A 26,757-nucleotide genomic window follows, 5' to 3' on the forward strand; every position below is an offset into this window, starting at 1 on the left:
TGTTCGTTTCAATATGATCAATTGGTTCTATATAATAATAGTCGAATATTCGTTTGGTTCTAGATAGTTATTTATACCAAACAGATATTCGACCATTGAAAATGTTTAATTATTGACTGAAAATATTTAGGGCTTTTATTTATAAGTTAAACCAATATTTAGTAAAGATAATTGATACTTTTTAATCATTTACTTGCGAAACGGTAGCTAACTTTTTCTTATTTCGTTTAGCTATCCAAGCGGTTAGAATAGGTGTCAAAATTGCGGTAACTACTACAGCAGCAGTAATCTGTGCTGTAGCAGTTGCTTTGATAGCTTTATAAGAAGCATCTACAGCAGATAAAGCTGCGGGGGTTGCTATGGCAGCTCCAACTTTACTAGAAATTGCGGCTCCTGCTACTCCAGAACCGCCAGTTAATTTATCAGCTCCAATAGTAACAAGGCCTCCTATTAAGGTTACAATTACTCCTAATAAGATACCGGAAGCGCCACCTACAAAAATCTGCTTAAAATGCATAGTACATCCCAAGGCAAAACCAACTACCACGATAGAAACATTCATACCATCATTTAAAATTTTTTAACTGCTGGAAAAATGTTGGCAAGTATCGTTCCTACCAATAATGGCAGAATTGTTGCAATTAAGGTAACCACTGAAAAAGAGACCAAACCTGAAGAAGCTAACGCAATCATAGTTACATAGGGGCCAACGCTAAGAATGGTTATTCCCACTGCTCCTTCATAATTTCATCACCAAAGTCATGAACAATTCCTGCATACATAGTGGCCCCAGACATGGCTCCAATTATTTATAAGGTACTTAAACCTAAGAAATTGTTATTTAACAATTTTCCTACTGTGAGGCCAAAAATAATGGAAAGAGCGACTTTGGTGAGAATAATAGTAGCTCCTCTTTTAGCTGCAGCTGGGATAGATTTAAAAGATATTGTGCCAACAATGACGAATAAAAAGGCTCCTACTAAGGCTCCAGATCCTTCAGCTAAAGGGGTAGTGAAACCGCCTATTTTTAATAGACTGGGAAAAAACTATTAATAGCAGCTCCTATAAACATAGGAATAATGATGTTTCCTCCCGGAAGCGAAAAATATTTCTTATTCTTTGTCATTATAAACTCCTCTAACCATACATAACTACGCCGCCATCAACATCGCCAATTTCTCCAGTAATAAAACTGGCAGCATCACAAGCAAAAAATAGAATCATTTGGGCAATTTCTACCGGTTCTGCCGCCCTGCATAAAGGAATCATGCTGATAACTTTTTCGTTTTTTATAGGGTCATCTGAAAGAGTTTTGCTCATTGAGGTATGCATAAAAGAAGGTGCGACCGCCCTTATTATTTTTAAAATGTTCCCAAATTGCTTTAACAGTATTAAATGGACCCGTAAGATTAGTTTGAATAGTTTGATCCCATTCCTCAGGAGACAAGTCAGAAAATGGCTTAGCGCTGATTATTCCGGCAACATTAACTAAAATATCAACGGTTTGAAAATCATTGATGTTTTGTCGAAAAATTGTATTAACTTCCTCTCGATTAGCTTGATCCATGTGGTAATAGCAATCATTATTTCCTAATTCACCTAATAAATTTTTACCTGCACTATTATCGATATCTAAAACGGCAACTGTTCCACCTCCATTATGGATTCCCTATACTACTTCTTTACCAATTCCCTTAGCTCCACCAGTAACGATGGCGACCTTATTATCGAAATCGTAACGCATTAATATTCTCTCTTCTTTATGAATAGAATTTGATCAATAAATCACTTTTTGGTTATATCATATAATTTGAGAAATTGATATTATTTCACAATATATTTAAAATAATCAGAATGCTAATGGAATAAAAATTATTATTGTTTGGATACTAACGATTGCAGATTTAATTATTAATGCTTTTTAATAATGGTCTGGCGGATATCTTTTAATATGTTTTCTGCCTGCGAACCAAAATGTTGGGCTGCTAACATATAAAGACAATCATTGATTGCTAATTGTGAGGTTAGTGATAATAAAGCTTCAGTTCGATATTCTGAGTCTTCAGAAATTGAGAAGAAGCAAATTTCCCCATAATTGGCTAATGGCGAATCGGGAAAGCTGGTAATTACGATCATAGGTACTTTTCTTCTTTTTAAAGTTTCCGCAATTAGTAAAGTATCTTGATCATTTCCAGTATGAGAAATAACAACAGCACAATCTTTATTAGTTAATTTGGAAGCTTGCATTAATGCTAAATGATATTCGTTATCATGCATAACCTTGATAGGTACTCTGAGAAATTTATGGTAGGCATCAAGAGCCACAATATTAGAACCACCTAAACCGAAAAAATCTAAATTTTGCGCATGAACAATTAATTGCAGAGCCTTTTGTAATTGTTCTTCACTCATTAACTCAAATGTACGATTCAGAGTTTCAATATTAGCATCTAAAGTTTTTTTGGCTACAACCATTGCAGAATCGTTAACTTTAATCGGTTTAACATCTTTATTATTTGTTTCATTGAGAATAGACCATTTCAGCTGAGAAAATCTAGAATAACCTAATTGTTTGGCAAAGCGGGAAATGGTGGCAGTGGAAACCCCAGATTTTTCTGCTAGTTGTTCCAGCGTTAATGAAGAAAAGACTTCTGGAGCTTTCAAAATAAAATCAGCTATTTTTTTACTCTGATCTCCCAAATCGTCATAAATATTATAAATTCTATTTTGAATAGATAATTCCATGCGCATCAACCTCTTATTTATTATTCAGTTTTATTTTATAAAAGTGCTTGCAAATTGTATAAACAGCATTATATAATTCTGGTGTAAAAAACAATCATAATGTACGCGTATTTATATGAATATTTTTTACAATGGAGGTGATTTATTTGGCTGGCAAGGTTATAACACTTTCACCGAAAGCGATTCAATTTAAGGTGCCGGTTCAAAATTGGCAAGAAGCGCTCTATGTTACTTCAAAACCCTTATTAAATATGGGGATAATTAAAAAATCATATATTGATAGAATGATTGCTTCAGTAAACCAATATGGACCTTATATTGTCATTGCACCTGGAATTGCTTTGGGTCATGCCCGACCTGGCAATGATATTAGACATACGGCGATCGCTTTAGCGACCTTAGATCCAGCGATCAACTTTGGTAATAAAATAAATGATCCAGTCGATATCGTAATTATTTTAGCAGCTTCAAATAATAATGACCATCTAGAATTATTACAGAAATTAGTAAAGTTTTTGAATAATTCGCAAAATTTAGCGTATTTAAAAAGCTCTTCTTCTGACTCTGACGCTGACTGTATTAGTCGTTTAATTAATGAAGGAGAAAATTATGAAAGTATTTAATTTCATTGTTTATCAAATTTTAAGCAACAATACTATTTTCTTAGGATTAATTGCGTTAATCGGATTACTCTTACAAAAGAAAAAATTTCCGCAGGTTATAGATGGTGTAGTCAAGACAATTATTGGCTTAACCATTTTAACTGCCGGTTCGGGAATTTTGATTTCTTCTTTATCACCGGTTATTAACAAATTAAATTCCACCTTAAAGGTGAAAGGAGTTTTACCAACCAATGATGCGGTTTTTGGTGTGGCCTTACAATTTAATACCTTAGCAAAAAATACGGTTATAACTTTTTTAATTGCCTTTTTAATTCATCTGGTTTTAGTTCGAATTTCTCATAAAGAGGTTTTTAAAAATGTTTATTTAACAGCACATTTGGAATTGTTTTTAGCGGCCTTTTTAAATGCTGCTATTCCTACGGTATTAAAGACGAATGATTTTTGGACAATTACTTTAGCTTCTATATTTGCAGCAGTGTATTATACTTATTCTCCTGCTATCCCACGGATTATAGGTAAAAAATGGTTAAATAATGTGCAAACTTTAGGTTTTATGGATCAAGTAGGTTCTATTTTAGCCCATTTTATTGGTAAATGGTTTGGCAATAAACATCAAGATGCTGATAATATGAAACTACCCAAATGGGCCTCAATGTTTCGTGATAATACAATAACTTTATTTTTCTTAATGCCTCTGATTTTTTTAGGTATTGGTTTAGCAGTAGGACAAAAAGGAATCGAATCTCTTTCCGGTACAGGAATAAGTGGCACTAATTGGATTTTATGGTTAATACTCAATGGATTTAAATTTACAGCCGGAATAGTTATTTTGCTACAGGGAGTTAGAATGTTTATTGGCTCGATTGTTCCAGCCTTTAAGGGTATTTCAGATAAGTTTTTACCAGGAGCCATACCTGCATTAGATGCACCAACATTCTTTCCTTTTTCTCCAATGGGAGGAATGTTTGGTTTTTTAGGATCCACAATTGGCTGCATTTTGGTAACTTTTCTGACAATCTTTTTTAAATCTCCTATTATTGTCTTTCCAAGTCCTATTATTATGTATTTCGATGGCAATGTTATGGGTGTTTTTGGTAATAAAGCTGGTGGCTGGCGGGGAGCAATTTTTGCAGGCTTTATAACGGGGATGATTTCCTCAGCAGCGGTCATTCTTTTTTATCCATTAACTGGCCCTATGTTTGGAAGCGGTTTAACTTTTTCGAATATTGATTTCGCGCTGGTTTGGATGCCATTAATGTACTTATTAAAACTTTTAAGAAGTATCTTTTTAATGTTTGTTTAATGTCGAGGAGGCTAAAATTATGAAAATTGTAGCAGTTTGTAGTTTTGGAGTAGGTTCTAGTGTTATTGCCAAAATGAATATTGAAAATATTTTAGAATCAGAAAAACGTGATGATTTTTCAGTTGAAACTATTGATGTAGGCAGTATTAGAAGTGTTGAGGCTGATTTATACGTAACTACTAATGAATTAGCGGAAGATTTTCCTGAGGATTTAAAAACTAAAACTTTAGTATTAAATAATTTTGTTAATCAAGAGGAAATTAAAGCTGCTTTAGATGAACGTTTAAAAGAGATGGGTTATTGATGAGGTTTAAAGATGAGTAAAATTGATGAAACTACAGAACAAACTTGGAAAAATCAAGTTTTTCCTGAATGGGGAACTTGGCTTAATGAAGAGATTGATAATACAATAGTCCCTAAAAATAAATTTATGATGTGGTGGCTTGTGAATATGGGCCTTTGGATTAAGAGTGACGCGCAGACTAATATCGCTATTGATCTTTGGTGTGGCACGGGAAAGACTACACACAAGCTGAAGGAAATGTCTGCTAGGCATCAATGGGCTAGACTAACAGGAGGACGCATTATTCAACCTAACTTGAGAAGTCAACCCAATGTTTTTAATCCTTTTAAGATAAAAAAATTAGATGCATTTTTGGTCACGCATTTTCATCATGATCATATTGATTTAAATGCTGCAGCCGCAGTTTTGAAAAATACATCTGCCCAAACACCTTTTATTGGTCCTAAATATGTAGTTCAACAATGGATTGACTGGGGAGTACCTGCTAATAGGTGTATTACAGTTAAACCAGGAGATACTGTAAAAGTTAAAGATATCACCATTCAAGTGACTGATTCCTTTGACAGATCGGTTTTAATTACTGATCCTGATACTAAAGAATTACCACCAGATGATGTAGTACCTGAGATGGATGAACGTGCAGTTAATTTTGTTATTAATACTAGCGCAGGAACTATATATGATGCTGCTGATTCTCATTATTGTTCTTATTTTGCCAAGCATGGACAGGATTTTAAAATTGATGTAGCCACTGTTGCTTATGGTGAGAATCCAATTGGTGTTCAAGATAAAATGACTTCGGTAGACGTATTAAGAACGGCAGAAGCTTTACAAACTAAGGTGATTATTCCTTTACATTGGGATATTTGGAGTAATATGTTGGCCGATCCGCAAGAGATAGAGATACTTTGGGATTTACGCAAAAAGAGATTTAATTATCAATTTTATCCATTTTTATGGTTGCCTGGGGGAAGTTTCACTTATCCTGATGATCGAACCAAAATTGAATATTATCATGATAGAGGATTTGCTGACCGTTACACTTATCCAGTCAATTTACCCTATAAATCCTTTTTGTAAAAAATTTCCAGAGGTGAATTAGTAAATGAAACTTCAAGTAGCCATTGATCGAAAATCTCTAGCAGAGACCACAAAATTGGTGCAATTATTAGATGGTAAAGCTGATATTATTGAATTTGGGACTTCTTTAGTTAAAGATTTTGGGATGCAATCTTTACAAAAGATCAGTAACAAGATTAAAGAAAGTCAAATTTTATATGACATTAAAACTTATGATGAAGGTGCTTATGAGTTCGAGTCAGGATTTAATTATGGCGCAGATTATTTAACAGTCATTGGCTCTGCTTCTGAAAAAACTATTGCTTTATGCAATGATCAAACTAGTAATAAAAAAAAGATGATGATTGATCTAACTGATGTGCCAGCGGCACAAGTAGCCAAAATAGCAGGTTATTCGCAAGCAATTTATTTGATTCATCACAATAATGATTCTTCAACAAAGCAAGATTTGATTCAAATGGTGGAACAATTTCATCAAAACCATCCTAATATTGAAAATCTAGCCGTAGCTGGAGGAATAGATTTAAAAGCTGCACAAAAATTACGCCAGCAGGAATTGGTAGACATTATTGTTGTGGGAGGAGCGATTACTCAAGCAGTTGCACCATTAAATGAACTACAAAAATTTATTAGGGTAATTAAAGGCCATTAAGCTTTTAATTTGACTGAGGAGGACTTATATGCAACAAGTCGGTGTTATTGGCATGGCAGTAATGGGAAAAAATTTAGCTTTAAACTTAAATCGACATGGCTATTCCGTTTCTGTTTTTAGTATTTCGAAGCAAGAAATGAAAACTATATCTGAGAAATATCAAAAGAAAACACTTGTACCGACTTCTTCTTGGCAAGATTTTGTTAATTCTTTGAAACGCCCTCGAAAAATAATTATTATGATTAAAGCAGGGGCTCCTGTTGATCAAACCATCAATTGTTTAAAACCGTTATTAAATAAAGGGGATATTTTAATTGATGGGGGTAATTCCTGGTTTCAAGATACTAATCGACGTTTTAACAGCTTAAATAAATTAGGAATCGCTTTTATAGGCATGGGAATATCTGGTGGTGAACAAGGAGCTTTAGCAGGTCCATCAATGATGCCTGGTGGACAACAAGCAGCATATGAGCAAGTTGCACCCATGTTAAAGGCTATTGCCGCCAGAAATAATCAAGGTTATCCTTGTGTTAATTACATTGGCCCCGAAGGAGCGGGCCATTATGTGAAGATGGTTCATAATGGTATTGAATACGGAATTATGCAACTGTTATGCGAAGTTTATGATATTTTACGAACATTACTCAAATTAAATAATTCTGAAGTGGCAAAAATTTTTTCCGGTTGGAATCATACTGATTTAGAGTCTTATTTATTAGAGATTACAGTAAAAATTCTCTGCAAAAAAGATCAACAAACAGGACAAGACCTTATTGATGTCATTTTAAATCAGGCAGAGTATAAAGGTACTGGCAATTGGATGCTAGAAGATGCTGTTAACTTAGGAGCGCCTATTACAGTCATTGCAGAATCAGTTTTTGCTAGATTTATCTCTGGCCAAGTAATTAGTAATTCTGATTTTAAATACAAAAATTCAAGTACACGTGTTCCTAATAACTTTATCAACATTGTGCAAAATTCTTTAATTTTAGCGCAATTTATTAGTTATGGTCAGGGATTACAACAGCTTCAATTAGCCAGTGACCGGTATCATTGGCATTTGGATTTGGCTTCTATTACTCAGATATGGGAAAATGGATGTATCGTTAGATCTTCGATGCTAACTAAAATTCAAGAAATTTATTCTACTATTGGTTCAAGGGGTAATCTTTTTACTTCCTCCTACTTTGGAGAATTAATAACTCATTATATTTTAGATTTGCGCCAAACTGTGATGATAGCTCAATCAGCGGCAATTCCCACACCTGCACTCAGTGCAGCTTTAAATTATTTAGAATCAATTTTTAATACCAAATTGCCTGCTAATTTATTACAGGCACAACGCGATTATTTTGGGGCCCATTCTTATAAACGGCTGGATCGAAAGGGGATATTTCATACTAATTGGTACCCCGAAATGTGATTCAGTTATTTGCAAAATAATTTATTTGGATTAACAATTTTTTGAGTTCTATTGAAAATAAAAAGCTGATATATAACTATGCAGTGTTATATATCAGCTTTTATTTATTGGTAAGTCAGGGGATCAACTCATTTTTCGATAAACGTTAGTATATAAGGGACGACAAGCGATTAGGGCATGTTGAAAATATCTTTAACTATCAGATTGACTATTATCAATGAAAAATTCAAGAAATTAACCAGCTTTTGGACTGCTTTCTGATCCTGTTTTTTAATAGATATTCAGTCTGGTTTGAGCATCCTCGTAATCTAACTATTCTTCTACTTTCTTAATTGTATAAACAGGAGAAAATAAGACAGAACCATGAGAATGCCGAAAACTGTCATGGTTATTTTGGATAGTCTTGATTGGTTAATAAACTTTTTAAGCCACTGTGCAGGAGTATTTAATGATTTAGATATATTACTTCTGGTTACAAACATTAATTGCTCCTTGCTAGCTGTATTAAAGTCTAGCGTGAATAATTTTTTCTTTGTTCTGATTGTCACCGTTTGAAATAATTCATAGCAGCATCCAAAAGAGATGGTAAGATTATCAGCAGCTCATTAACAGTTGATAGTAATAATGTTATGAAGTTTGTAAAAAAGACTATCGTGTGCATTGAAATTCGATAGATAAAAAGCTCTAATATATGTATAATATATTTACTTTTACAGTTTAAGTATGTATAATATACATATAGAAAGGAGTAGGGATATGCCAATACGTCCTAAACAAATGGAAATGGAACTTTTACAAGCTGGTTTTGTACTCCAAAAAGGTAAAGGTAGGGGTGGTCATCGAAGATATCAGCATCCTGATGGACGAACCACTGAAATTCCTTTCCATTCCAAAGAAATTAAAAAGGGCACAGAAATGGCAATTAGAAAACAAGCGGGGCTGAAATAAGTATTGTTTGGCATATCCAAATGACAAATGAGAAATTTAATCTATCCTGTAATTATTTCCGAATATCATGATGACGGGCATTACTATGTAGCAACCTCTCCCAATATTCCCGGAATGGTAACACAAGGTGATACTTTTTCCGATGCTGCATATTGGGCCGAAGATGCGATTGCTACCATGTTAGATGGTCAAGCTAGTTATCCTGAAGTTCAAGACCCTAGGAGTTGGGATTTAAAATCCAATGATAGATTAGTTTATATAACTGTCGATCTGGACAAGTGGCTTCATAAGAACTCAAAAACTATTAAAAAAACTATTACAGTTCCAGAATATTTATCAGTGATGGCCAAAGAACAAAATATTAACGTTTCCCAATTAACTACCAAAGCTCTTAAGGCAGAGCTTGGAATTCAATAATTTAAAGACACTCTTTAGAGTGCTTTTTTGTTTGGCATAGGTACTCTGGTTTTAATTTACTTATGATTTCCTAAAAAGGGATTCAAGTACTAATATCACCTAAATTATATATTTTAGTTATCCTATTTAGACAAAAAAGCTCTACACAAAGTGTAGAATCCTGACGCTTACAGCCATGCTGATTGTAATTTGTTGAAGGACATATTTAATTAATTACTAATTTTTTAGGAGCTTATTATTTGAACTTGTGAATTAAAAAGTCAATACAATATAGAAATTTTGGAGTTTCTCAAAAGAGAAAAATAATCGGAAATATCAGAGTCTTTAAGAAAACGTTATTAATTGAAAAAACACTTCTCAATAAAGGTTTAGTTTTGTCCGTTAAGTTTTTAACTTTTGATTACCAGAAAACCTAATTACTTATATCTTATTATGGAGCGTCAAAATAAAAAGCTGATATATAACACTGTACTGTTATATATCAGCTTTTATTTATTAGTTAGTGGGTGGTCAGGGGATCGAACCCTGGACCCACGGATTAAGAGTCCGTTGCTCTGCCAGCTGAGCTAACCACCCAATGAAGTACACGAAATATAATAGCATAATTTTAAAAAAGTGGCAACTTTATTTTCCCAATTTTCTAGAAGATAGTATACTGAAACTATAGCAAGGAGGTAGCTAAAACGAATGGCAAACAAGATTTTGATTGTCGATGATGAAAAACCGATTACAGATATTATTAAATATAATCTTGAAAAAGAAGGCTACGAAACTGCAATTGCTTTCGATGGTGAAGCCGCATTAGAACAGGTACAAGAAGAAACTCCAGATTTAATTATCTTAGATTTAATGTTACCTAAAATCGACGGCCTGGAAGTTGCTCGCCAAGTTAGAAAAACTAAAGATACACCAATTATCATGCTAACAGCTAAAGATTCCGAATTAGATAAAGTTTTAGGACTAGAAATGGGTGCCGATGACTATGTCACGAAACCTTTTTCTAATCGAGAATTAGTAGCACGTGTTAAAGCAAATTTACGGCGGCAAAAAGTAAACGTAGACAATAATAATACCGAAACTAATTCTAATATTGAAGTCGGAGACCTCAAAATCTTACCTGAGGCCTATACGGTTACAAAGAATAATAAAGAAATCGAGTTAACTCATCGTGAGTTTGAATTACTCTATTATTTGGCCCAGCACTTAGGACAAGTTATGACACGGGAAAATCTGCTCCAGACGGTTTGGGGTTATGATTATTTTGGAGATGTGCGGACAGTGGATGTAACAGTAAGACGTCTGCGGGAAAAAATTGAAACTGATCCTAGCAAACCGGAATATTTAATTACACGTCGAGGAGTAGGCTATTATCTCAAATCGGATAAGGGTGAAAATTAACAAAGAACAAATAGGATTTTGGGGACAAATGTGTGAATAATAAAATTAAATTTTTTAGCTCAATTCAATTTAAAGTAGCTGCTATTTTTATTTTACTTTTATTAGTAACAATTGAAATTATTGGGGCTTATTTTGTTCATAGTCTAGAGCAACAGAATATTGAAAGCTTTGAAGCTCAAGTACAATTACCATCATATGTAACGACTTCTTTAGCTAGTAATTTATCTAGTTCTTCAGCTAAAACCCGACGCAGTGTTCAAACTACAATTAATGATATTAGTAATATTCAAAATTCTGATATCGAAATTGTGAATAGTCAGGGTAAGATCGTTGCTTTGAAAAATAATAATAATAGTCAAAATAGTGTCGGTCAAAGAACGACCAATACCCAAATTAAAGATGTAATCTATTCCGGACGCAAAACAACTCAAATCTCCCATAATGATCGTGACGGCAGTTATTATGTCTCTATTACGCCTTTAGTTAGTTCTAATGGTGATAATAATACAGTAGTGGGGGCAGTGTATGTCCGAGCTAACATGGATCAAGTCTATAAAAATATTAATAATATTGTCTTTATTTTCTTTGTTGCTTCATTAGTTGCTGGCTTATTAGGAGCTTTAATTTCTATTGTAGTAGCCCGGGCTATCACACGCCCAATTGCAGAAATGCGTAAACAAGCTATTCGGATGGCTAATGGTGATTATTCAGGGCAAGTCCGTGTGTATAGTGAAGATGAATTAGGACAATTAGCCGTAGCAGTGAATAACTTATCAGTACGTGTGGAAGAAGAGCAGGAAAATTCAGATGCTGAAAGGAATCGTCTCGATAGCGTTTTAAGTCAAATGACTGATGGAGTAGTGGCTACTGACCGCCATGGTAATATAACTATTATTAATGAAGCCGCCCAGGCTTTTTTAAATGTTGATCAAAAAACTGCATTTAGTGAACAATTAGTTGATTTATTAGGTATTAATTCCACTACTAGTTTTGATGATCTTTTATCCAATCAAGATGAACGTATTATTGAACCAGCTGCTGATAGTGAAGGCGATAATTTAATTTTACAGGCAGATTTTTCTTTAATTAAACGCAACACCGGTTTTGTTACCGGGCTTGTCTGTGTTTTACATGATGTTACAGAACAGCGCAAGATTGATAATGATCGGCGCCTGTTCGTTTCTAATGTTTCCCATGAATTACGGACGCCTCTAACTAGTTTGCGCAGTTATGTGGAAACGCTCAATGACGGTGCTTGGCAGGATTCTCAGCTGGCACCCCGTTTTTTAAAAGTTATTCAAGAAGAGACTGAACGGATGATTCGTATGGTTAATTCGCTCTTGGATTTGTCGCGTTTTGATCAGGGAACTGCCAAAATTAATGTGGAGTTAGTTAACTTTAATGAATTTTTCAATTTTATTTTGGATCGTTTTGATATGTTAATTAAAAATGATCAAGATAAGGCACAAGCTGCCGGAAAACCGTTTAAAAAATATTCTATTAAGCGCGTTTTTACCCAAAAAGATTTATGGGTAGAAATTGATCCGGATAAAATGACGCAGGCCATTGATAATATTATGAATAATGCAATTAAATATTCACCTAACGGCGGCACGATCACTTGTCGGCTCAATGATACGCAGCGTTATATTATTCTTAGTATTACAGATCAAGGCTTGGGTATTCCTCGCAAAGACTTAAAAAAGGTGTTTGATCGCTTTTACCGTGTTGATAAGGCCCGCTCCCGCAAACAGGGAGGCACCGGTTTGGGATTGTCCATTTCTAAAGAAGTGATTGAAGCTCAAGGTGGTCATGTGTGGGTAAATAGTATGGAAAATCGGGGCTCGACTTTTTATATTTCTTTGCCTTATGATGCCAAAGAAGTTGGAGGTGATTGGGATGAAGCGTATTAGTGGTATTTTTTTACGGGTCTTCTTAATCATCGCCATCATTATTAGTTTGATTTTATCTTGGCTGATCTGGACCAATAATGCCAAATATCAACAGGGAGTTCAGGTTGGCACCATTCAAACAGTTAACCGCCGCTCTGTAGTAACTACGAAATCGATGAATGAGATTTTTTCGCCAACTAAGATCATTATTAATGACACTCACAGTCAACGTTTGATTTATAATTATAAATACAGCACAGTGCGGGAGATCTTCCAGCAAATTAAGCAAGCGCGTTTAAGTCGCCCGCGACAAATTGCGGTCAATGATAGTGTCCGCTATCAAAAATTACTGCATCAAAAAAATTCCCTTCAATTGGTGTATCCGACGACTTTAACAATAAATACTATTGCGCATCTGATTTCTCAAAAAAGACTACAACAAAATCCGGATGCTGATATAGATCGGATTGTTCTTATTTTGCAAGGTCAGCAGCAACAGTTATATTTTCTCAGTGACCATAATTTTGCTATTTATAAAGTCCGGCAACGGCATTTAAATTACCGTCGTATTCATAAATTGGTGCAAGATAATAATTTTTCCGCATTGGTGGATACTCAAGTGCATGATCATGCAGTTCATTTACTATTTTTAAAACCTATTACCTTAAAACCGGTTAGTTATTTAATAACTAAGCAAAGTAATAATAATTATATTTCTAATTTATTAAATTCGAAACAGGGTTCAGATATTACCACTCATAAAATTAATGATCGTATTATTTACCGAAATGGGATGTATCGCCTGTTAGATGTTGATAGTCGTAATGATTTAGTTAATTTTGTGGATTATTCCAAAACCGATATTCCTGATAATGTTCCGGACATCTTAAATGAATCCTATCGGGCTTTGGTCAAAATTGGAAATCCGTTAAATGGAACCTATTTATATAATTATGACCGCAAAAATCAAAACTTAATTTTTCGAAATTACGTTGAGGGTTTTCCTATTTTTCAACAAAGTAAAAATGGTACGGTCAAAGTTGAATTTTCTCATAATGGCCAAAATCTGCTCTTCTCCAAAAAAATTTTACAAGTTCCTGTACCTGCAGAACAAAAAAGCATTCGTTTACCTGCCACCAGTGATATTATCACGGGTCTCAAGGACAACGGTTATAATATTCATGACATTCAAAAAATTACTATTGGCTATAAATGGAGTGATGATAGTCAAAATCGGGAAATTGTAGATTTAACTCCTGCTTATTATGTGAAGATGAATAATCAATGGAAAACTTATGCTGACTGGATTAATTAGAGGAGGTAATCATGGACTTTAAAAAAATTGAAATGATTTTTCTAGTAATTTTTGTAGCTTTAGATGTTTTCCTGTTTACTTCCTATATGAAAAGTCGTAATTCCGTGGTGATGACTAATAACTCGGGACATATTAGTTTAACTAAAGAAATGGATAAGGATAATATTTCACTTTCCAAAAAATTAGATAAACGTACAAGCCAAGGATATTATTTAGCTAGTAAAGACAGCCATCTTTTACGTAATGAACAAGGTAAACTGCGTAATCAAAGTGTCAGCTATAATGAAGAAAAAAATCAACTCAATAGTATTTTAGATTCTCCCATTTTAATTGCTGCACAAACACCGCAGCAAACTTTAAATCGTTTTATAACTAAAGAGCATAATGTCTTACACGGACAGCAATATCAATATGCGCCTAATTTATCTACACCTAATAATATTGTTTATATTGAAAAAAGAAAGATTGGCCAATTCTATGAATTTGACGGGCGGATTACTTTTCAAATTGAAGATAATCGTTTGTTGGGCTATCAGCAGCGTTATATTGATGGAATCAGTGTGTTACGTGAAAAACAAGCGACAATTAGTGAGCGGCATGCCGTTGATAGTCTTTATACAAATAATGATATTCCCAGCAATTCTCAAATTCGCTGGAGCAAGTTAGCTTATGGACGCCTCTTGAAAGTAAAAGGAAGTACAATTTATATTCCTATGTGGTATGTAGGATTTACTACAAAGGGTAGTAAAGACTTACAAATTAGTAAAGTTAATGCTTTTAGCGGAGCGGTTATGAAGGACGATCCGAATCAGCAGGTGAAAGTGAGTGAATAATCAAATGCAAGTAAGTATTCTGGCTAGTAGTAGTCAGGGAAATTGTCTTTTAGTAAAAACGCCCCAACAGCAAATTTTAATTGATGCGGGTTTATCGGGTAAGAAAATCAAGAATTTATTAGCAAGCATTGGACAAGATATTACGCAAATTAATGCACTTTTAGTAACTCACGAACACAGTGATCATGTCCGGGGAGTAGGAATATTAGCGAGACGCTACGGTTTGGATATCTATGCTAATCATAAAACGTGGCAAGCCATGGCCCCCAAAATTGGAGAAATTGCTCCCGCACAATGTCATGACTTTGCTGCCAATACAACTATGAATCTGGGGGGAGTTGATATTGAGAGTTTTAGTGTGTCGCATGATGCAGCCGATCCACAGTTTTATAACGTGCATTATGGAGGAAAATCCTTTGTTGATCTAACTGATACAGGGTATGTCTCTGAAAAAATGAAATATATTATCCGTAATGCTGACGGAATCTTAATGGAGTGTAATCATGATTTACAAATGTTACGGCAGGGGCGTTATCCTTGGTCTTTAAAGCAAAGAATTATTAGTGATGAAGGTCATTTATCCAATATAGATGGAGCTCAGGCTCTATGTGATATTATTGGTAATCGGACAAAGCAAGTTTTTTTAGGTCATCTTAGTCCTGAAAATAATTTAAAAAAATTAGCTCATCAAACGGTAGCTACAACTTTGACGCAAAATGATTTAGGTGTAGATCACGACTTTTATCTACACGATACGGATCCGCAAAAAGCCACACCTTTGATAACAATTTAATATTATTCATGCAATTTTCAAATTTATTAGCTACAATATAAACGAAATGGAGTAAGATACAGATATTATTCAAGTCTAGTTTTAGAATCAGCAATAATAGAAGGGTGTGTTAATTTTGAAGAGTAATAATACAGGACTATGGAAAATAGCCTTGGTTGCTTTGATTTCAGCCTTTATTGGAGTAGGATTAGGATTTTGGGGATTTAGTCATTGGGGCGGTTTGGCTAACTCTAATACTTCGACAAATACTGCTCCGGTTAATGGAAAAGCAGGCACAACGCAGGTAAGCAATGTGACAGTCAAATCCAATAATCAGATGACGACAGCTTTTAAAAAAGTCAAGGGCTCGGTGGTTTCTGTTATTAATTATCAACGTCAGCAGCAAGATGATGATAGTCTAGGAGCCTTATTTGGTAGTATTTACGGTAATGGTGATGATAATTCTAATAGATCAGATAAGAATAATAAATTACAAGAATCTAGCGAAGGTTCTGGACTAATTTATAGTAAGCAAAACGGCAATGCTTATATTGTTACTAATAATCATGTTGTAGCCGGATCCGAAAAATTAGAGGTCATTTTGAGTGATGGCAGTAAAATAGCGGCTAAAAAAGTAGGTACAGATTCTCTTACTGATTTGGCAGTTTTGTCGGTGGCAGCTAATAAAATTCATGATGTGGCCGCCTTTGGAAACTCTGATGCAGTGACTCCGGGTGAGTCGGTAATTGCAATTGGATCACCTTTAGGCAGCAAGTATGCTACTTCAGTTACGGCAGGAATTATTTCAGCTAAAAATCGGACGATTGACACTACTGATGAACAGACTGGTCAAGTAACCGGTCAGGCTACAGTTTTACAAACGGATACTGCAATTAATCCAGGAAATTCTGGAGGGCCATTGGTTAATGCTGCCGGTCAAGTCATTGGAATTAATTCGATGAAATTAGCTTCTAGTACTGATGGTACGTCCGTGGAAGGCATGGGTTTTGCTATTCCTAGTAATGAAGTTGTCAAGATTATTAATCAATTAGTTCAAAATGGTAAAATTCAACGGCCGCAATTAGGAATTAAGGTAATTGATTTAGATCAAGTTTCGAGTAAGCAACAGCGAACCGTCTTAAAATTACCGGAGAATGTTAATGAGGGAGTTTTAGTTGGTTCTGTCAATGCGAATTCAGTAGCACGACAATCAGGATTACGGAAGTACGACGTAATTGTAGCTTTAGATAATAAAAAAGTTAAAAATGTTGCTGATTTGCATACTCAGCTTTACAGTCACAATGTCGGGGATAATATCAAATTACAATTTTATCGTGACGGTAAGGAACAGACCATTAATGTTAAATTAACTAAAACTGATTAAATACTTGACTAAAAAAACGTAAGGCCGCGGCTTTACGTTTTTTTTTAGTAATTAATTATTAATCGTTTTTCCTATGGGGAAATTTAGTATTTAATAAAATTTCCGGAAAAAATTATCCACAAGGCAGTGGAAAAAGTTGTTTAAAAAGTTGATAACTGGATTTTAGTTTTGGGAAGAATTATCCACTATCTTGGGGAAAACTTGTGGATAAGTGCAAAATCATTATTAGAGAAGTGTTATTAATCCTAATACAATAGGGTTTTATTAAAAAATCGAACAAAATTTAGCGGTGGATAAATAAAAGGAGAAAATATGAAATTTAAGATTGTTGCTGTAGGTAAAATCAGAAAAAAATTTTTTCAACAAGGAATTCAGGACTACGTCCAGCGCTTACGGCCTTATTGTCACGTCGAAATCGTAGCTGTAAAAGATGAAAAAGCTCCCGAAAATCTCAGCAACGCTCAAAAAGAAAAAGTTAAACAAATTGAGGGGCAGCGAATATTACAAAAAATTCAAACAGATGAATATGTTTTCACTTTAGAAATTTTAGGTAAAGAATATTCTTCAGAAGAATTTGCAGCCCAGTTAGCTGACTTATTAACGTATGGTCATAGCAAAATTACTTTTGTGATTGGAGGCTCATTAGGCCTCAGTTCACAGGTTTTACAGCGTTCTAATCAATCAATTTCTTTTGGCCGGCTGACAATGCCGCATCAATTAATGCGGCTAGTTTTGACCGAACAGATTTATCGGGCGTTTATGATTAATGCAGGTAATCCCTACCATAAATGATAGTTCTGTAACCGAATTGTAATATTATCAGGAATTTATTATTTGATTGAAACACTTTCGTAACATTCATTTGTTAGTATAGCCTCTGTTGGTGAACGATATTGTTTCTGTTTATTTCGTGTTTTTTAAATTAAAGGAGAGTAATTATTTATATGAAATTTAAACAAGTTGCAATTGCAACAGCTTTAGGTGTAGCTTCTTGTTTTGGAGTTGCTAATGCTGCAAAAGCCGATAGCATTTATACCGTTAAACCAGGAGACACCTTATCAGGAATTTCTATGCAGTTAAAAAATGATTTAAGTTTAGTTAATCAAGTGGCTGCTGATAATAATATTGAAAATATTAATATGATTTATGTCGGACAAAAACTGCTCATCAAAGATGATGGTCAAGTTTCAGTTGCTACTAGCGATCAGGTACAGTCAACACCGTCAGCTCCTAGTGTGCAACAAGCGGTCACCAACAATTCTTACCAAGCACAGCCATCACAATCAGTACAAAATGATTATAATAATTATAATTCTGCAAGTGCAGGTTATTCTAGTGCGCGGGATTGGATTGCTAGTCGCGAATCTGGTGGTTCTTATTCTGCTCAAAATGGCCGTTACTATGGTAAATATCAATTGGATGTATCTTATTTAAATGGCGATTATTCACCGGCCAACCAAGAAAGAGTAGCTAATAATTATGTTGCTTCACGTTATGGTTCTTGGGAAGCTGCTCAACAATTTTGGATGACTCATGGCTGGTACTAAAAATAAATAAATATTGAGACTAATTTTCTTCGCTTTTATCGGGTAATATATTTATATTCTAATTAATCTTAGCTTTTGTCTCATAAAAATTTTATAACTCTGTCAGTTACCACTGACAGAGTTATTTTTTTGTATTATAGTAAAATTGAGATAAGTTAAAACGAATTTGCTATAATGAGTTCTGTTTTATGGCATTGATACTTGATAAAAATTTAATTAATTAAGATTTGTGGGAAAAAATATGAGATTGCGAAAAATTTATGTTTCCAAATTACAAACCCATGATGTCGGTTTAGCTGCTTTATTGATGGTTTTGAGAAGTTTTCATCAATCTGTTTCCGTGCAAGATTTGCAAGCAGAACTGCAAAAACATCCTCAAAAATCTTCTCTGGAACGCCTCCAAAAAACAGCACAACATTTAGGGTTAAAAGCACAGATAGCCCAAGCTGATTGGCACATGCTAGATCAGCCTACTTTAGTTTATCCTTGGATAGCTCACGTGGTTAAGGGTAATAATGTAGATTATTATTATGTTATTTTGCGGGCCAAAAAGAAATATCTGCTAGTAGCTGATCCAGACCCCCAAATAGGAATTACACGTTTATCCTATAAACAATTTTATCGTGAATGGACAGGCAACGTCTTATTAATAGCACCATCAAATCCTCCACTGACTACATCTTTTCGGCAGTTAGTTATTTCTCTGATTACAAGACATAAACTACTGACTGCAAGTTTAGTGATTGCTGCTTTGCTGGAAATAGCTATTAGTGTTTTGACAGCTCTAGCGGCGGAGCAATTAATTGATACATATTGGCCTCAGAAACTGTTAAATACCACCGTTATAACGATCATCGGACTAATGGTTGCTTATTTGTTTCAAGCGGTATTTCATTTTTTACGACATTTATTTTTAGAAATCTTAGATCAACATTGGACTTTAGATCTGATTTTAGGATTAGTACAGAAATTATTAAATATTTCTCCCAAGATGGTGTCTGATCATAATTGGCAGCAAATAGTATTACTGCTTAATGAAGGGGTGACTACGGGTTTAAAGTCCGTTTTTAACCTCTTGTTAGATGGCGGCATGGTTATTTTACTAGGAATTATTTTAGCCATTCAAAACAGTTGGTTGTTCGTAGCAGCTTTACTAATTTTGCCAATAACCGTTTTGCTCAGCTGGTGGTTAAATCACCACTTACTCGTTTGGCAAGCGCAGCAATTTGATCAAAAAGTTGTGTGGAATACCGATCTGCATGAAAATGTAACCCAATTAGAAACGATTGCCGCTCTGGGAATTGCACAACAACGTTATCAAAAATTTGATCATGATTTTACCACTTGGATGCGTGATCGCTTAGGTTTAAAATACCAACAGCAAAAACAACAGGCTTTACAACTAGCAGCTTCTTTAATTCTGAGTGGGATAACGCTGTTGCTAGGTTCGTTTTTAGTATGGAAAAACCTGCTAACTATCGGTCAACTGGTTGCTTTTACGATTTTATTATTTTATTTTTTGGCTCTTATGCAAATGCTAATCAAATTGCAGCAATCAACTATGCGTTGGCAAAAAATATGGCCGCAAATAAAAACTTGGCAACAAAGCCAATCTATTACTAATCCTGCAGCTACAACATTAAAGTTGCGCGGAGAATTAACCTGTCAAGACGTTAGTTTTCATTATGATCAACAATCAGACCTTATCAAAAATTTAAATCTAGAGCTTCCACCGCAAACTAAAATAGCAATTGTGGGTCGCAGCGGAAGTGGAAAATCCACTTTGGCCCGTTTGTTGGCAGGACTAGAGATGCCGACGACAGGACAAGTGCAACTTGATGGACATAATTTAGCCGAAGTAAATCCCCAAGTATTACAGCAGCAGATTAGCTATGTAACCCAAGTACCACGATTTTTTACGGGAACGCTGGCAGAAAATTTACAATTAGGAAGTACTGGGCATTTTAGTCCAGAAGAAATTAGAACTGCTTGTCAAATTGTTAATTTAACAGAGACTATTGAAAATTTACCGCAAAAATATCAAACGGTGATTGATGCTAACGCTTCTCTTTTATCTGGTGGTCAAAAACAACAGTTGATTTTGGCACAGACTATCTTAGCAGCACGACCGATAGTGATTTTGGATTCCGCTTTTAATGCTTTAGATACGTTAACTCAGAACCGAATTTGGCAATACTTTTTACATTCACAGCAAACTGTTATTGTAATGACGCCAAATTTGGAGTTGGCGCGCAAAATTAATAAGATTGCTGTTTTACAGGCCGGCAGCATTAAAGAGTTGGGTACCCAAAGAGAACTAATAAAACAACAAGGTGAATATTATCGGCTTTTTAAAGCAGCTCGGGGTAAAAATTATGAATAATAAAGTTGAAGAACACAGTGAATTTTATCAGCAGTATCTTCAAAAATTCACCAAATTAATTATTATTCCTTTGCTCTTATTGATTTTAGGAGTAATACTATTTTGGCTATTGCGCCCGCGAGAAGTTGCACAACCTATTAGTGGGAAACTGAGAATTTCACAGCCAGTCACTGAAGTCCGCCTTTCTGCCCAAGATCGTGTTGTTCATAATTATTTACAAGATAAAACGGTAGTTAAAAAAGGGCAAACCTTGGTAGTTTATCGCCCCGCTGTGCAACGACAACGGTTACAACAATTGCAACAGGGTGCAGACTTTTTGCAGCAAAAAACGGATACCATAAAAACTTGGTCAAGCAGTATTGAACAGCAGCAAAATTTATTGACTGATTCTCAAAATAGTGATAAAGAGGCGCAAGGTTTTTATCAGGCGTATAACTTTCGCCGTCAGGCCTATCAATTACAAAATGATTTTGCTCATCTGATCAGTGATCAAACTCAAAAGCAAATAGAACAAAAATTAGCTGCCAGCCAAAATTTCTATCAGCAACAATTACAAAAAACACAAACTCTGGAAAAAGAGCTGCAGAAAACCCCTTTTATCAAACAAAAGGAAAAGATGCCTGTGGCACAGTTTTATCAACAGCAATTAGCTGTCGTGATAAGTGCAGCTGCCCGTAAGCAACTGCGTCAAAATACTTTAGGGCTTTTAGAACTACAAATTGGACAATTAAAAAATAATGTACAAGAAGTAAAGGTCCAACAGCAACAATTTGCTTATGGACAATATAATTCCGATACCAATCAACAAAATATGGAAGATTTACAAACCGAACAATTGAAGTTTGCTACAGCATTGCAAGAAAAAATTAACCAGCAGCAGACTTGGCAGCAGCAGCAAATCCAAGCTATAAAACAAAAGCAAGATTTGGCTGCTTATAAAGCACCGGTTTCAGGAATAGTGCATCTTTGGATCACGAAAACACAACCGACAAAGCCGCGCCTAACTTTAGCTCAGATTGAACCTTTGGCTTTAAAAGGCCCACTCACTATCCAAGCCAAATTAACCCAGGGACCAACCCAGACGGTGAAAAGCGGCCAAGCGGTAGTGATTACTTTGTCACATCAGCTTTTAAGAGGCAAAGTAATTCAGAAATCGAAAACGCACTTAACAGCTCAAGTGTGGGCTTCAACAGCCCAGCGCCGGCAGTTACGTTCGCAGATTCAAGGTCATGGTTCTGTTATTATTGAACAGCCTAGTGTCTGGTCTCAATGGTCAAAACAGACAAAGTAGTTTTACCTCTAAGCAAGAGTATAATGGCGTTATTTTTAAAGAAAAAGCAGAATTTTTATAGCAGAACTTTTGAGTTATAATGAGGGTTACTTTAGTTAATGGAGTGAAAAATTTGATCCGAACTAAAAAAAGACTTCTCTGGCTGTGTGGCGGAGTGCTGGTTTGGCTATTAATAGTCTTTCTAACGCAAAAGCCATATCTCCATCAAAATGTGGCCGTGGTAGAAAATGCCAGTGTTATTAAACGTCAGACAGTACAAAGTGAATATCACAATCAGGATGTTTTGGTAACTCAAAAATTACAATTATCGCTTTTAACCGGAAAATTACGACGACACCAGTGCACAATAAAGAATAAGTATTATCAATCCCAAGCTACTTCAGTTTGCTATCACACTCATGACCTGGTTATTTTAAGTAATACTCGCAAATTACAGAATTTAACTTTGATAAGCCCCAAAAGAGATACCATTCTTTTAATCTTGTTTGGGATTGTTCTCGGCTGTTTATTAGGGCTGTTTAAAGAACACGGAGCCCGAGCTTGGCTGAGTGCCAGTTTAAATTGTCTCTTGTTTATCTTATTATTACAATTAGCTACTAAATTGCATAATCAACATATTTTATTTTTAGTAATAATTTTTACTTGGCTGGCGACTCCCTTAACTTTGACGCTTGTATTTGGCTATTCACGCCAAACTTTAATTGCCAGTGTAGCTACTTTGATCAGTACTTTTTTAGCTGTTGGTTTAAGTACAGTTGTGTTAATAACAACGCAGAGTCAAGGTATACACTATGAAACTTTAGATTATGGGATTCAACCCTTTCAAACCATTTTTTTAGCAGAAACCTTGCTGGGTGTTTTGGGAGCTTGTATGGATGAAACCACAGATATTACAGCTACAGTTTATCAATTATTAAAAGAACAGCCGCAAATTACTTATAAACAGTTACTAAGTTCAGGGATGAACGTAGGCCGCGAAATTATCGGTCCGTTGATTAATATTTTATTTTATTTATTTTTGGCAGAATTATTACCTATTATTGTTTTGTATTTACGTAATGGTAATACTTTGCAATTTGCTCTCTCACGAACTATGACTTTGGGCTATACTCAAACAGTTATTAGCGCTCTAGGCATTGTTTTGGCAGTTCCTTTAACTGCCTTTTTAGCAGCTTACTGGCTGCGAGGTAAAAGACAATGTGGTATTTGACTCTAGTTTTATTTATCGCTTTAGTTATGGTAGCTGGTAAGCGCGGAGTAATTATTTTTAGTAGTTTGTCCGGTAGTTTTTTGTTGTTATTGACTTTAATAATGCTGATTGCTGATGAATTTAATCCGTTAATAGTGGGGATTATATTTGCGATACTCTTAGTTTTTTTAGCTATTTATCCTCAAACTCAAAATCCCCAAGTACGACAAAGCGCTCTGGTCAGTACATTATTAGTTTTAATAGGTTTATTTTTGTTAGTCCTTCTTCTAGTTCCTTGTACAGCTAGTCAGGGATTCTCATTAGAAGATACTGAAGAAATTGAACAATTCGTTCTGTCGGTAGGAGTTTCCTTTCCACAAATTCAAATGGTAGTAATTCTATTAAGTTCTTTGGGAGCTGTAGCTGAAGCGAGTATTGCCGTTAGTTCAGGAATTTGGGAAATTATTGCTTACCAGCCACAGATTTCGGTTCATAATTTATGGCAGGCGGGTTTGGAAATTGGACGTAAGAATATTGCCACCGCACTGAATACTTTATTATTCGGCTTTTTTGGCAGTTATTTAACTTTAGGCTTGTGGCTCATTCAATTACATTACTCTTTAGTTACTATTTTTAATAATGGTATTCTAGTAACAGCCATTGTCGGATTACTATTGGGTATTCTAGGGGTAATCGCAGTAGTTTTAATAACTAATTGTTATATTCTCTGGTATTATCAGCATCATAAATTAGCTGCCGATAAATAAACCTGATAGGTGGGTAAGTTGTAACAAACCATACTAACTTGTAAATTAGCCGGAAAGTCACGGATGCTTTTAATAGCAATGGGCGCGGCCAGTTTTAAGGGATAACCGTAGACTCCTGTACTGATAGAAGGAAATAAAATGGTTTGACAGTGATAATTTAAAGCTTGTTGAAGGCTATTAGCATAACTATTAGCAAGCAGCTGAGCTTCATGATGTTGACCACCCTGCCAGATAGGCCCGGGAGTATGAATAATAATTTGCGCATCTAAATTAAAGGCTGGAGTTACTTTAGCTTCACCTGTAGGACAGCCGTGTAGTTGCGCACAAGCAGCATCTAATTGCTTTTTTCCGGCTGCCTTATGAATGGCACCATCAACTCCACCGCCACCTGCTAAAGCAGTATTAGCAGCATTGACAATTGCATCAGCCTTCATTGTAGTAATATCGCCTTGAATAATCTGTAAATGAGCCATAGAAATACCTCCTCTAGTGCATATTATAAAAGAGTGCTACTAATTATGTAAAAAAGTTGGTTAAATAGTCTTAAAACTATTTAACCAACTTTTTGAAACTAAAACTATAATATTAAGCTACTTTGGCATGAGTGGAAGCTTGATTTTCAAAATGAGTTTTACCATGACGAGCTTTCAAGGACCATAAAATAGAAACTGTATCAATTACTTCTTGTAGCAAAGCCCCAATAATAGTCGGAATGATACCAAAAGCTGCGATGAGCATTAAAGCAGTACAAATGAAAATACCAATTAAAACGGCTTGTTTAGCAATGGACATAGTTTCCCGGGAAATAATAATGGCTCGTACCAACCGACTTAAATCATCTTTTAAGATGACAACATCCGCTGATTCGCTTGCAGCTGTTGAACCCTTGGCACCCATAGCAATCCCGACATCAGCAATAGCTAAGGCTGGAGCATCGTTAACTCCATCTCCTACCATACCCATAGGCCGTTGCGCTTTAGGGGTAGTTTTGAGCGCCTTAATTTTATCTTCAGGTAATAAGTTAGCATGATATTCACTCAGGCCTGCATGTTGAGAAATTTTTTGTGCTGTTGTTTGATTATCACCCGTTAACATTTCTAGATGTTGAATGTTCAGTTTTCTTAAGTTAGAAATAGTTTGTTGAGCTTCAGGTCTAATCTGATCTACAAGGGTAATTTTACCAGCATATTGGCCATCAATAGATACAAAAATCGTGGGATCACTACTTTGAACATCGTGACCTGGATTGACAAAATCCATTTTGCCGGCTTTAACGATTTTACCTTGAATTTGAGCTTGAACGCCTTGCGCTGTTTTTTCTTCTAGATTTTTTAGAGGTAACAACTGCCCTTGATAATCGTGCAGCAAAGAAACTGCTAAAACATGATTAGATTGCTGTTCCACACTAGCTGCATATTGTAATAATTGTTCTTTGGTAAATCCTGGAGCAGGAGAAACCTTACTTAAGGAAAGCTCACCTGTAGTAATAGTACCAGTCTTATCAAAAAAGATCTTTTTTAATAAAGCCATTTTTTCAATGGAAGTACCGCTTTTAACAATAATACCATTGCGACTGGTTCGACTCATACCGGAGACAAGGGCAATTGGTGCTGCTAAAATTAAAGGACAAGGGGAAGCCACGACTAATACTTGAGCAAAGCGGTTGGGATCTCCTGAAACTATCCAAGCTATGCCGGAAATAATGAGTGCAATAATAGTGAAAGGAACCGCATAACGATCTGCTAGTCGCACAAAATGCGCTGGTTGATTCTGTGATTCTCTAACCAGACGAATAATTTTCTGATATTGTGAATCAGAAGCCAACTTAGTTGCTTTATATTCAATGGCACTATTACCATTGATTGAACCAGACATTAATTCACTTTTTATTTGCTTTTCTACTGGCTTGGATTCTCCAGTTAATGATGATTCATCAAAAGTTCCGCTGCCTTTAGTTACGACACCGTCAACTGGTACTTGTTCTCCCGGTTTAACAATAAGCTGATCTCCAATTTGGACTTCCTCTAACGTTGTATCTTTAATGCTGCCATCAGCCTGAATGATATGGGCTTTTTCCGGAGCATGTTCCAACAGCGCTTTTAATTCACTACCAGCTTTATTAGCAGCATAATCTTCCAAAGTATCGCCGCCGACTAACATTAATAAAATAATTAAGCTGGCCCAATATTGACCGACTGCTAAAGTTGATAAAATAGCCATAATAGCCAAAAGATCGACACCGTACTTGCCAGAACGTAAGGTTTTTATCATTTCAATTGTCATGGAGACGGCTAGAGTAATTCCTACAATACTGATCAGAATTTGCGCCCAAAGATTGAGGTGAAAGCCAAATTCTAGAATCAACGCTAAAATACCAATTCCAAAAATAACCATTAATTTACGAAAATGCATTTATTCATCGCTTCCCAAAATATATATAAAAACTAGTTTATAATGATTATAAACTAGCTATGACATTCTGTAAATTATT

General features: G+C 35.2%; 23 protein-coding genes, 1 tRNA gene and 2 pseudogenes. 20 read left to right on the forward strand and 6 right to left on the reverse strand.

The window, feature by feature from the left end; all coding sequences use genetic code 11:
* Positions 1 to 181: 181 nt before the first annotated feature.
* The 3 genes and pseudogenes from JG29_RS00150 to JG29_RS00160 all read right to left on the reverse strand — a co-directional run bounded on the left by JG29_RS00150 (position 182) and on the right by JG29_RS00160 (position 2,745).
* A pseudogene (locus JG29_RS00150) lies at positions 182 to 1,126 on the reverse strand (2-keto-3-deoxygluconate permease).
* An 11-nt stretch (positions 1,127 to 1,137) separates the two neighbouring features.
* Positions 1,138 to 1,666, reverse strand: a pseudogene (locus tag JG29_RS08985) (SDR family NAD(P)-dependent oxidoreductase).
* A gap of 245 nt (positions 1,667 to 1,911) precedes the next feature.
* Positions 1,912 to 2,745, reverse strand: a complete 834-nt coding sequence (locus tag JG29_RS00160; RefSeq protein WP_045921961.1) for a MurR/RpiR family transcriptional regulator — start codon at positions 2,743 to 2,745, stop codon at positions 1,912 to 1,914.
* A 146-nt stretch (positions 2,746 to 2,891) separates the two neighbouring features.
* Between JG29_RS00160 and JG29_RS00165 the strand changes: the two genes are divergently transcribed.
* The 8 genes from JG29_RS00165 (at position 2,892) to JG29_RS00200 (ending at position 9,495) form a co-directional block, all read left to right on the forward strand.
* Complete coding sequence (locus JG29_RS00165; protein ID WP_232297060.1) at positions 2,892 to 3,368, forward strand: PTS sugar transporter subunit IIA; 477 nt, start codon at positions 2,892 to 2,894, stop codon at positions 3,366 to 3,368.
* Positions 3,355 to 4,671, forward strand: a complete 1,317-nt coding sequence (locus JG29_RS00170) for a PTS ascorbate transporter subunit IIC (protein ID WP_045921962.1) — start codon at positions 3,355 to 3,357, stop codon at positions 4,669 to 4,671. The genes JG29_RS00165 and JG29_RS00170 overlap by 14 nt, the downstream gene beginning before the upstream one ends.
* Before the next feature lie 19 nt (positions 4,672 to 4,690).
* A complete protein-coding gene (locus tag JG29_RS00175; protein WP_045921963.1) occupies positions 4,691 to 4,975 on the forward strand; it encodes a PTS sugar transporter subunit IIB in 285 nt (94 codons plus the stop codon).
* Positions 4,976 to 4,987: 12 nt separating this feature from the next.
* Positions 4,988 to 6,055, forward strand: a complete 1,068-nt coding sequence (ulaG, locus tag JG29_RS00180; protein ID WP_045921964.1) for an L-ascorbate 6-phosphate lactonase — start codon at positions 4,988 to 4,990, stop codon at positions 6,053 to 6,055.
* Between the two features lie 25 nt (positions 6,056 to 6,080).
* On the forward strand, positions 6,081 to 6,707 hold the full coding sequence (locus JG29_RS00185; protein WP_045921965.1) for an orotidine 5'-phosphate decarboxylase / HUMPS family protein: 627 nt from the start codon (positions 6,081 to 6,083) through the stop codon (positions 6,705 to 6,707).
* A gap of 28 nt (positions 6,708 to 6,735) precedes the next feature.
* On the forward strand, positions 6,736 to 8,130 hold the full coding sequence (gene gndA / locus JG29_RS00190) for an NADP-dependent phosphogluconate dehydrogenase (RefSeq protein ID WP_045921966.1): 1,395 nt from the start codon (positions 6,736 to 6,738) through the stop codon (positions 8,128 to 8,130).
* A gap of 756 nt (positions 8,131 to 8,886) precedes the next feature.
* Positions 8,887 to 9,078 carry a type II toxin-antitoxin system HicA family toxin gene (locus JG29_RS00195; RefSeq protein WP_045921967.1) on the forward strand — a complete coding sequence of 64 codons (192 nt, stop codon included), beginning with the start codon at positions 8,887 to 8,889 and terminating at the stop codon, positions 9,076 to 9,078.
* Positions 9,079 to 9,105: 27 nt separating this feature from the next.
* Positions 9,106 to 9,495 carry a type II toxin-antitoxin system HicB family antitoxin gene (locus tag JG29_RS00200; protein WP_045921968.1) on the forward strand — a complete coding sequence of 130 codons (390 nt, stop codon included), beginning with the start codon at positions 9,106 to 9,108 and terminating at the stop codon, positions 9,493 to 9,495.
* Between the two features lie 503 nt (positions 9,496 to 9,998).
* Here the strand turns inward: JG29_RS00200 and JG29_RS00205 are convergent.
* Positions 9,999 to 10,071: transfer RNA gene (locus tag JG29_RS00205), tRNA-Lys, on the reverse strand.
* Between the two features lie 111 nt (positions 10,072 to 10,182).
* Here JG29_RS00205 and yycF point away from each other — a divergent pair.
* The 12 genes from yycF to JG29_RS00265 all read left to right on the forward strand — a co-directional run bounded on the left by yycF (position 10,183) and on the right by JG29_RS00265 (position 24,266).
* Entirely contained in the window at positions 10,183 to 10,893 is a 711-nt protein-coding gene (gene yycF / locus JG29_RS00210) for a response regulator YycF (RefSeq protein ID WP_045921969.1), read from the forward strand.
* A 32-nt stretch (positions 10,894 to 10,925) separates the two neighbouring features.
* Positions 10,926 to 12,806, forward strand: a complete 1,881-nt coding sequence (gene walK / locus JG29_RS00215; protein ID WP_045921970.1) for a cell wall metabolism sensor histidine kinase WalK — start codon at positions 10,926 to 10,928, stop codon at positions 12,804 to 12,806.
* Positions 12,793 to 14,100 (forward strand): two-component system activity regulator YycH, encoded by a 1,308-nt coding sequence (gene yycH, locus JG29_RS00220; RefSeq protein WP_045921971.1) that lies wholly within the window; start codon positions 12,793 to 12,795, stop codon positions 14,098 to 14,100. The genes walK and yycH overlap by 14 nt, the downstream gene beginning before the upstream one ends.
* Before the next feature lie 11 nt (positions 14,101 to 14,111).
* Positions 14,112 to 14,933 (forward strand): two-component system regulatory protein YycI, encoded by an 822-nt coding sequence (locus JG29_RS00225; protein WP_045921972.1) that lies wholly within the window; start codon positions 14,112 to 14,114, stop codon positions 14,931 to 14,933.
* A 4-nt stretch (positions 14,934 to 14,937) separates the two neighbouring features.
* On the forward strand, positions 14,938 to 15,726 hold the full coding sequence (locus JG29_RS00230; RefSeq protein WP_045922665.1) for an MBL fold metallo-hydrolase: 789 nt from the start codon (positions 14,938 to 14,940) through the stop codon (positions 15,724 to 15,726).
* 115 nt (positions 15,727 to 15,841) lie between these two features.
* A complete protein-coding gene (locus tag JG29_RS00235; RefSeq protein WP_052696253.1) occupies positions 15,842 to 17,089 on the forward strand; it encodes a S1C family serine protease in 1,248 nt (415 codons plus the stop codon).
* A 312-nt stretch (positions 17,090 to 17,401) separates the two neighbouring features.
* Positions 17,402 to 17,881 (forward strand): 23S rRNA (pseudouridine(1915)-N(3))-methyltransferase RlmH, encoded by a 480-nt coding sequence (gene rlmH, locus JG29_RS00240; RefSeq protein ID WP_045921974.1) that lies wholly within the window; start codon positions 17,402 to 17,404, stop codon positions 17,879 to 17,881.
* Between the two features lie 152 nt (positions 17,882 to 18,033).
* Positions 18,034 to 18,636, forward strand: coding sequence for an aggregation-promoting factor (gene apf, locus JG29_RS00245; protein WP_045921975.1), 603 nt, complete (start codon positions 18,034 to 18,036; stop codon positions 18,634 to 18,636).
* Between the two features lie 241 nt (positions 18,637 to 18,877).
* On the forward strand, positions 18,878 to 21,019 hold the full coding sequence (locus JG29_RS00250) for a peptidase domain-containing ABC transporter (RefSeq protein ID WP_045921976.1): 2,142 nt from the start codon (positions 18,878 to 18,880) through the stop codon (positions 21,017 to 21,019).
* Positions 21,012 to 22,310 (forward strand): hypothetical protein, encoded by a 1,299-nt coding sequence (locus tag JG29_RS00255; RefSeq protein ID WP_045921977.1) that lies wholly within the window; start codon positions 21,012 to 21,014, stop codon positions 22,308 to 22,310. The genes JG29_RS00250 and JG29_RS00255 overlap by 8 nt, the downstream gene beginning before the upstream one ends.
* Before the next feature lie 112 nt (positions 22,311 to 22,422).
* Entirely contained in the window at positions 22,423 to 23,520 is a 1,098-nt protein-coding gene (locus JG29_RS00260) for a YibE/F family protein (RefSeq protein WP_045921978.1), read from the forward strand.
* The gene (locus tag JG29_RS00265) at positions 23,508 to 24,266 is read left to right on the forward strand and encodes a YibE/F family protein (protein ID WP_045921979.1); all 759 of its coding nucleotides are present in this window, start codon (positions 23,508 to 23,510) and stop codon (positions 24,264 to 24,266) included. Before JG29_RS00260 ends, JG29_RS00265 begins: the two co-directional genes overlap by 13 nt.
* On the opposite strand, the gene JG29_RS00270 is transcribed toward JG29_RS00265, so the two are convergent.
* Positions 24,242 to 24,739, reverse strand: a complete 498-nt coding sequence (locus JG29_RS00270; protein WP_045921980.1) for a macro domain-containing protein — start codon at positions 24,737 to 24,739, stop codon at positions 24,242 to 24,244. The two genes, JG29_RS00265 and JG29_RS00270, sit on opposite strands and share 25 nt — an antisense overlap.
* Positions 24,740 to 24,851: 112 nt before the next feature.
* Complete coding sequence (locus JG29_RS00275) at positions 24,852 to 26,678, reverse strand: heavy metal translocating P-type ATPase (protein ID WP_045921981.1); 1,827 nt, start codon at positions 26,676 to 26,678, stop codon at positions 24,852 to 24,854.
* Positions 26,679 to 26,757: the final 79 nt, after the last annotated feature.

The organism is Bombilactobacillus mellis (assembly GCF_000967245.1).
Classification (GTDB): domain Bacteria; phylum Bacillota; class Bacilli; order Lactobacillales; family Lactobacillaceae; genus Bombilactobacillus; species Bombilactobacillus mellis.

Bases quoted from the DNA above. Each gene is read 5' to 3' on its own strand.
- gndA (WP_045921966.1), top strand. From the start codon at position 6,736: ATGCAACAAGTCGGTGTTATTGGCATGGCAGTAATGGGAAAAAATTTA.
- rlmH (WP_045921974.1), top strand. From the start codon at position 17,402: ATGAAATTTAAGATTGTTGCTGTAGGTAAAATCAGAAAAAAATTTTTT.
- JG29_RS00250 (WP_045921976.1), top strand. From the start codon at position 18,878: ATGAGATTGCGAAAAATTTATGTTTCCAAATTACAAACCCATGATGTC.
- apf (WP_045921975.1), top strand. From the start codon at position 18,034: ATGAAATTTAAACAAGTTGCAATTGCAACAGCTTTAGGTGTAGCTTCT.
- JG29_RS00200 (WP_045921968.1), top strand. From the start codon at position 9,106: ATGAGAAATTTAATCTATCCTGTAATTATTTCCGAATATCATGATGAC.
- JG29_RS00230 (WP_045922665.1), top strand. From the start codon at position 14,938: ATGCAAGTAAGTATTCTGGCTAGTAGTAGTCAGGGAAATTGTCTTTTA.
- JG29_RS00225 (WP_045921972.1), top strand. From the start codon at position 14,112: ATGGACTTTAAAAAAATTGAAATGATTTTTCTAGTAATTTTTGTAGCT.
- JG29_RS00160 (WP_045921961.1), bottom strand. From the start codon at position 2,745: ATGGAATTATCTATTCAAAATAGAATTTATAATATTTATGACGATTTG.
- yycH (WP_045921971.1), top strand. From the start codon at position 12,793: ATGAAGCGTATTAGTGGTATTTTTTTACGGGTCTTCTTAATCATCGCC.
- yycF (WP_045921969.1), top strand. From the start codon at position 10,183: ATGGCAAACAAGATTTTGATTGTCGATGATGAAAAACCGATTACAGAT.
- JG29_RS00195 (WP_045921967.1), top strand. From the start codon at position 8,887: ATGCCAATACGTCCTAAACAAATGGAAATGGAACTTTTACAAGCTGGT.
- JG29_RS00170 (WP_045921962.1), top strand. From the start codon at position 3,355: ATGAAAGTATTTAATTTCATTGTTTATCAAATTTTAAGCAACAATACT.
- JG29_RS00255 (WP_045921977.1), top strand. From the start codon at position 21,012: ATGAATAATAAAGTTGAAGAACACAGTGAATTTTATCAGCAGTATCTT.
- JG29_RS00265 (WP_045921979.1), top strand. From the start codon at position 23,508: ATGTGGTATTTGACTCTAGTTTTATTTATCGCTTTAGTTATGGTAGCT.
- JG29_RS00275 (WP_045921981.1), bottom strand. From the start codon at position 26,678: ATGCATTTTCGTAAATTAATGGTTATTTTTGGAATTGGTATTTTAGCG.
- JG29_RS00270 (WP_045921980.1), bottom strand. From the start codon at position 24,739: ATGGCTCATTTACAGATTATTCAAGGCGATATTACTACAATGAAGGCT.
- JG29_RS00185 (WP_045921965.1), top strand. From the start codon at position 6,081: ATGAAACTTCAAGTAGCCATTGATCGAAAATCTCTAGCAGAGACCACA.
- ulaG (WP_045921964.1), top strand. From the start codon at position 4,988: ATGAGTAAAATTGATGAAACTACAGAACAAACTTGGAAAAATCAAGTT.
- JG29_RS00175 (WP_045921963.1), top strand. From the start codon at position 4,691: ATGAAAATTGTAGCAGTTTGTAGTTTTGGAGTAGGTTCTAGTGTTATT.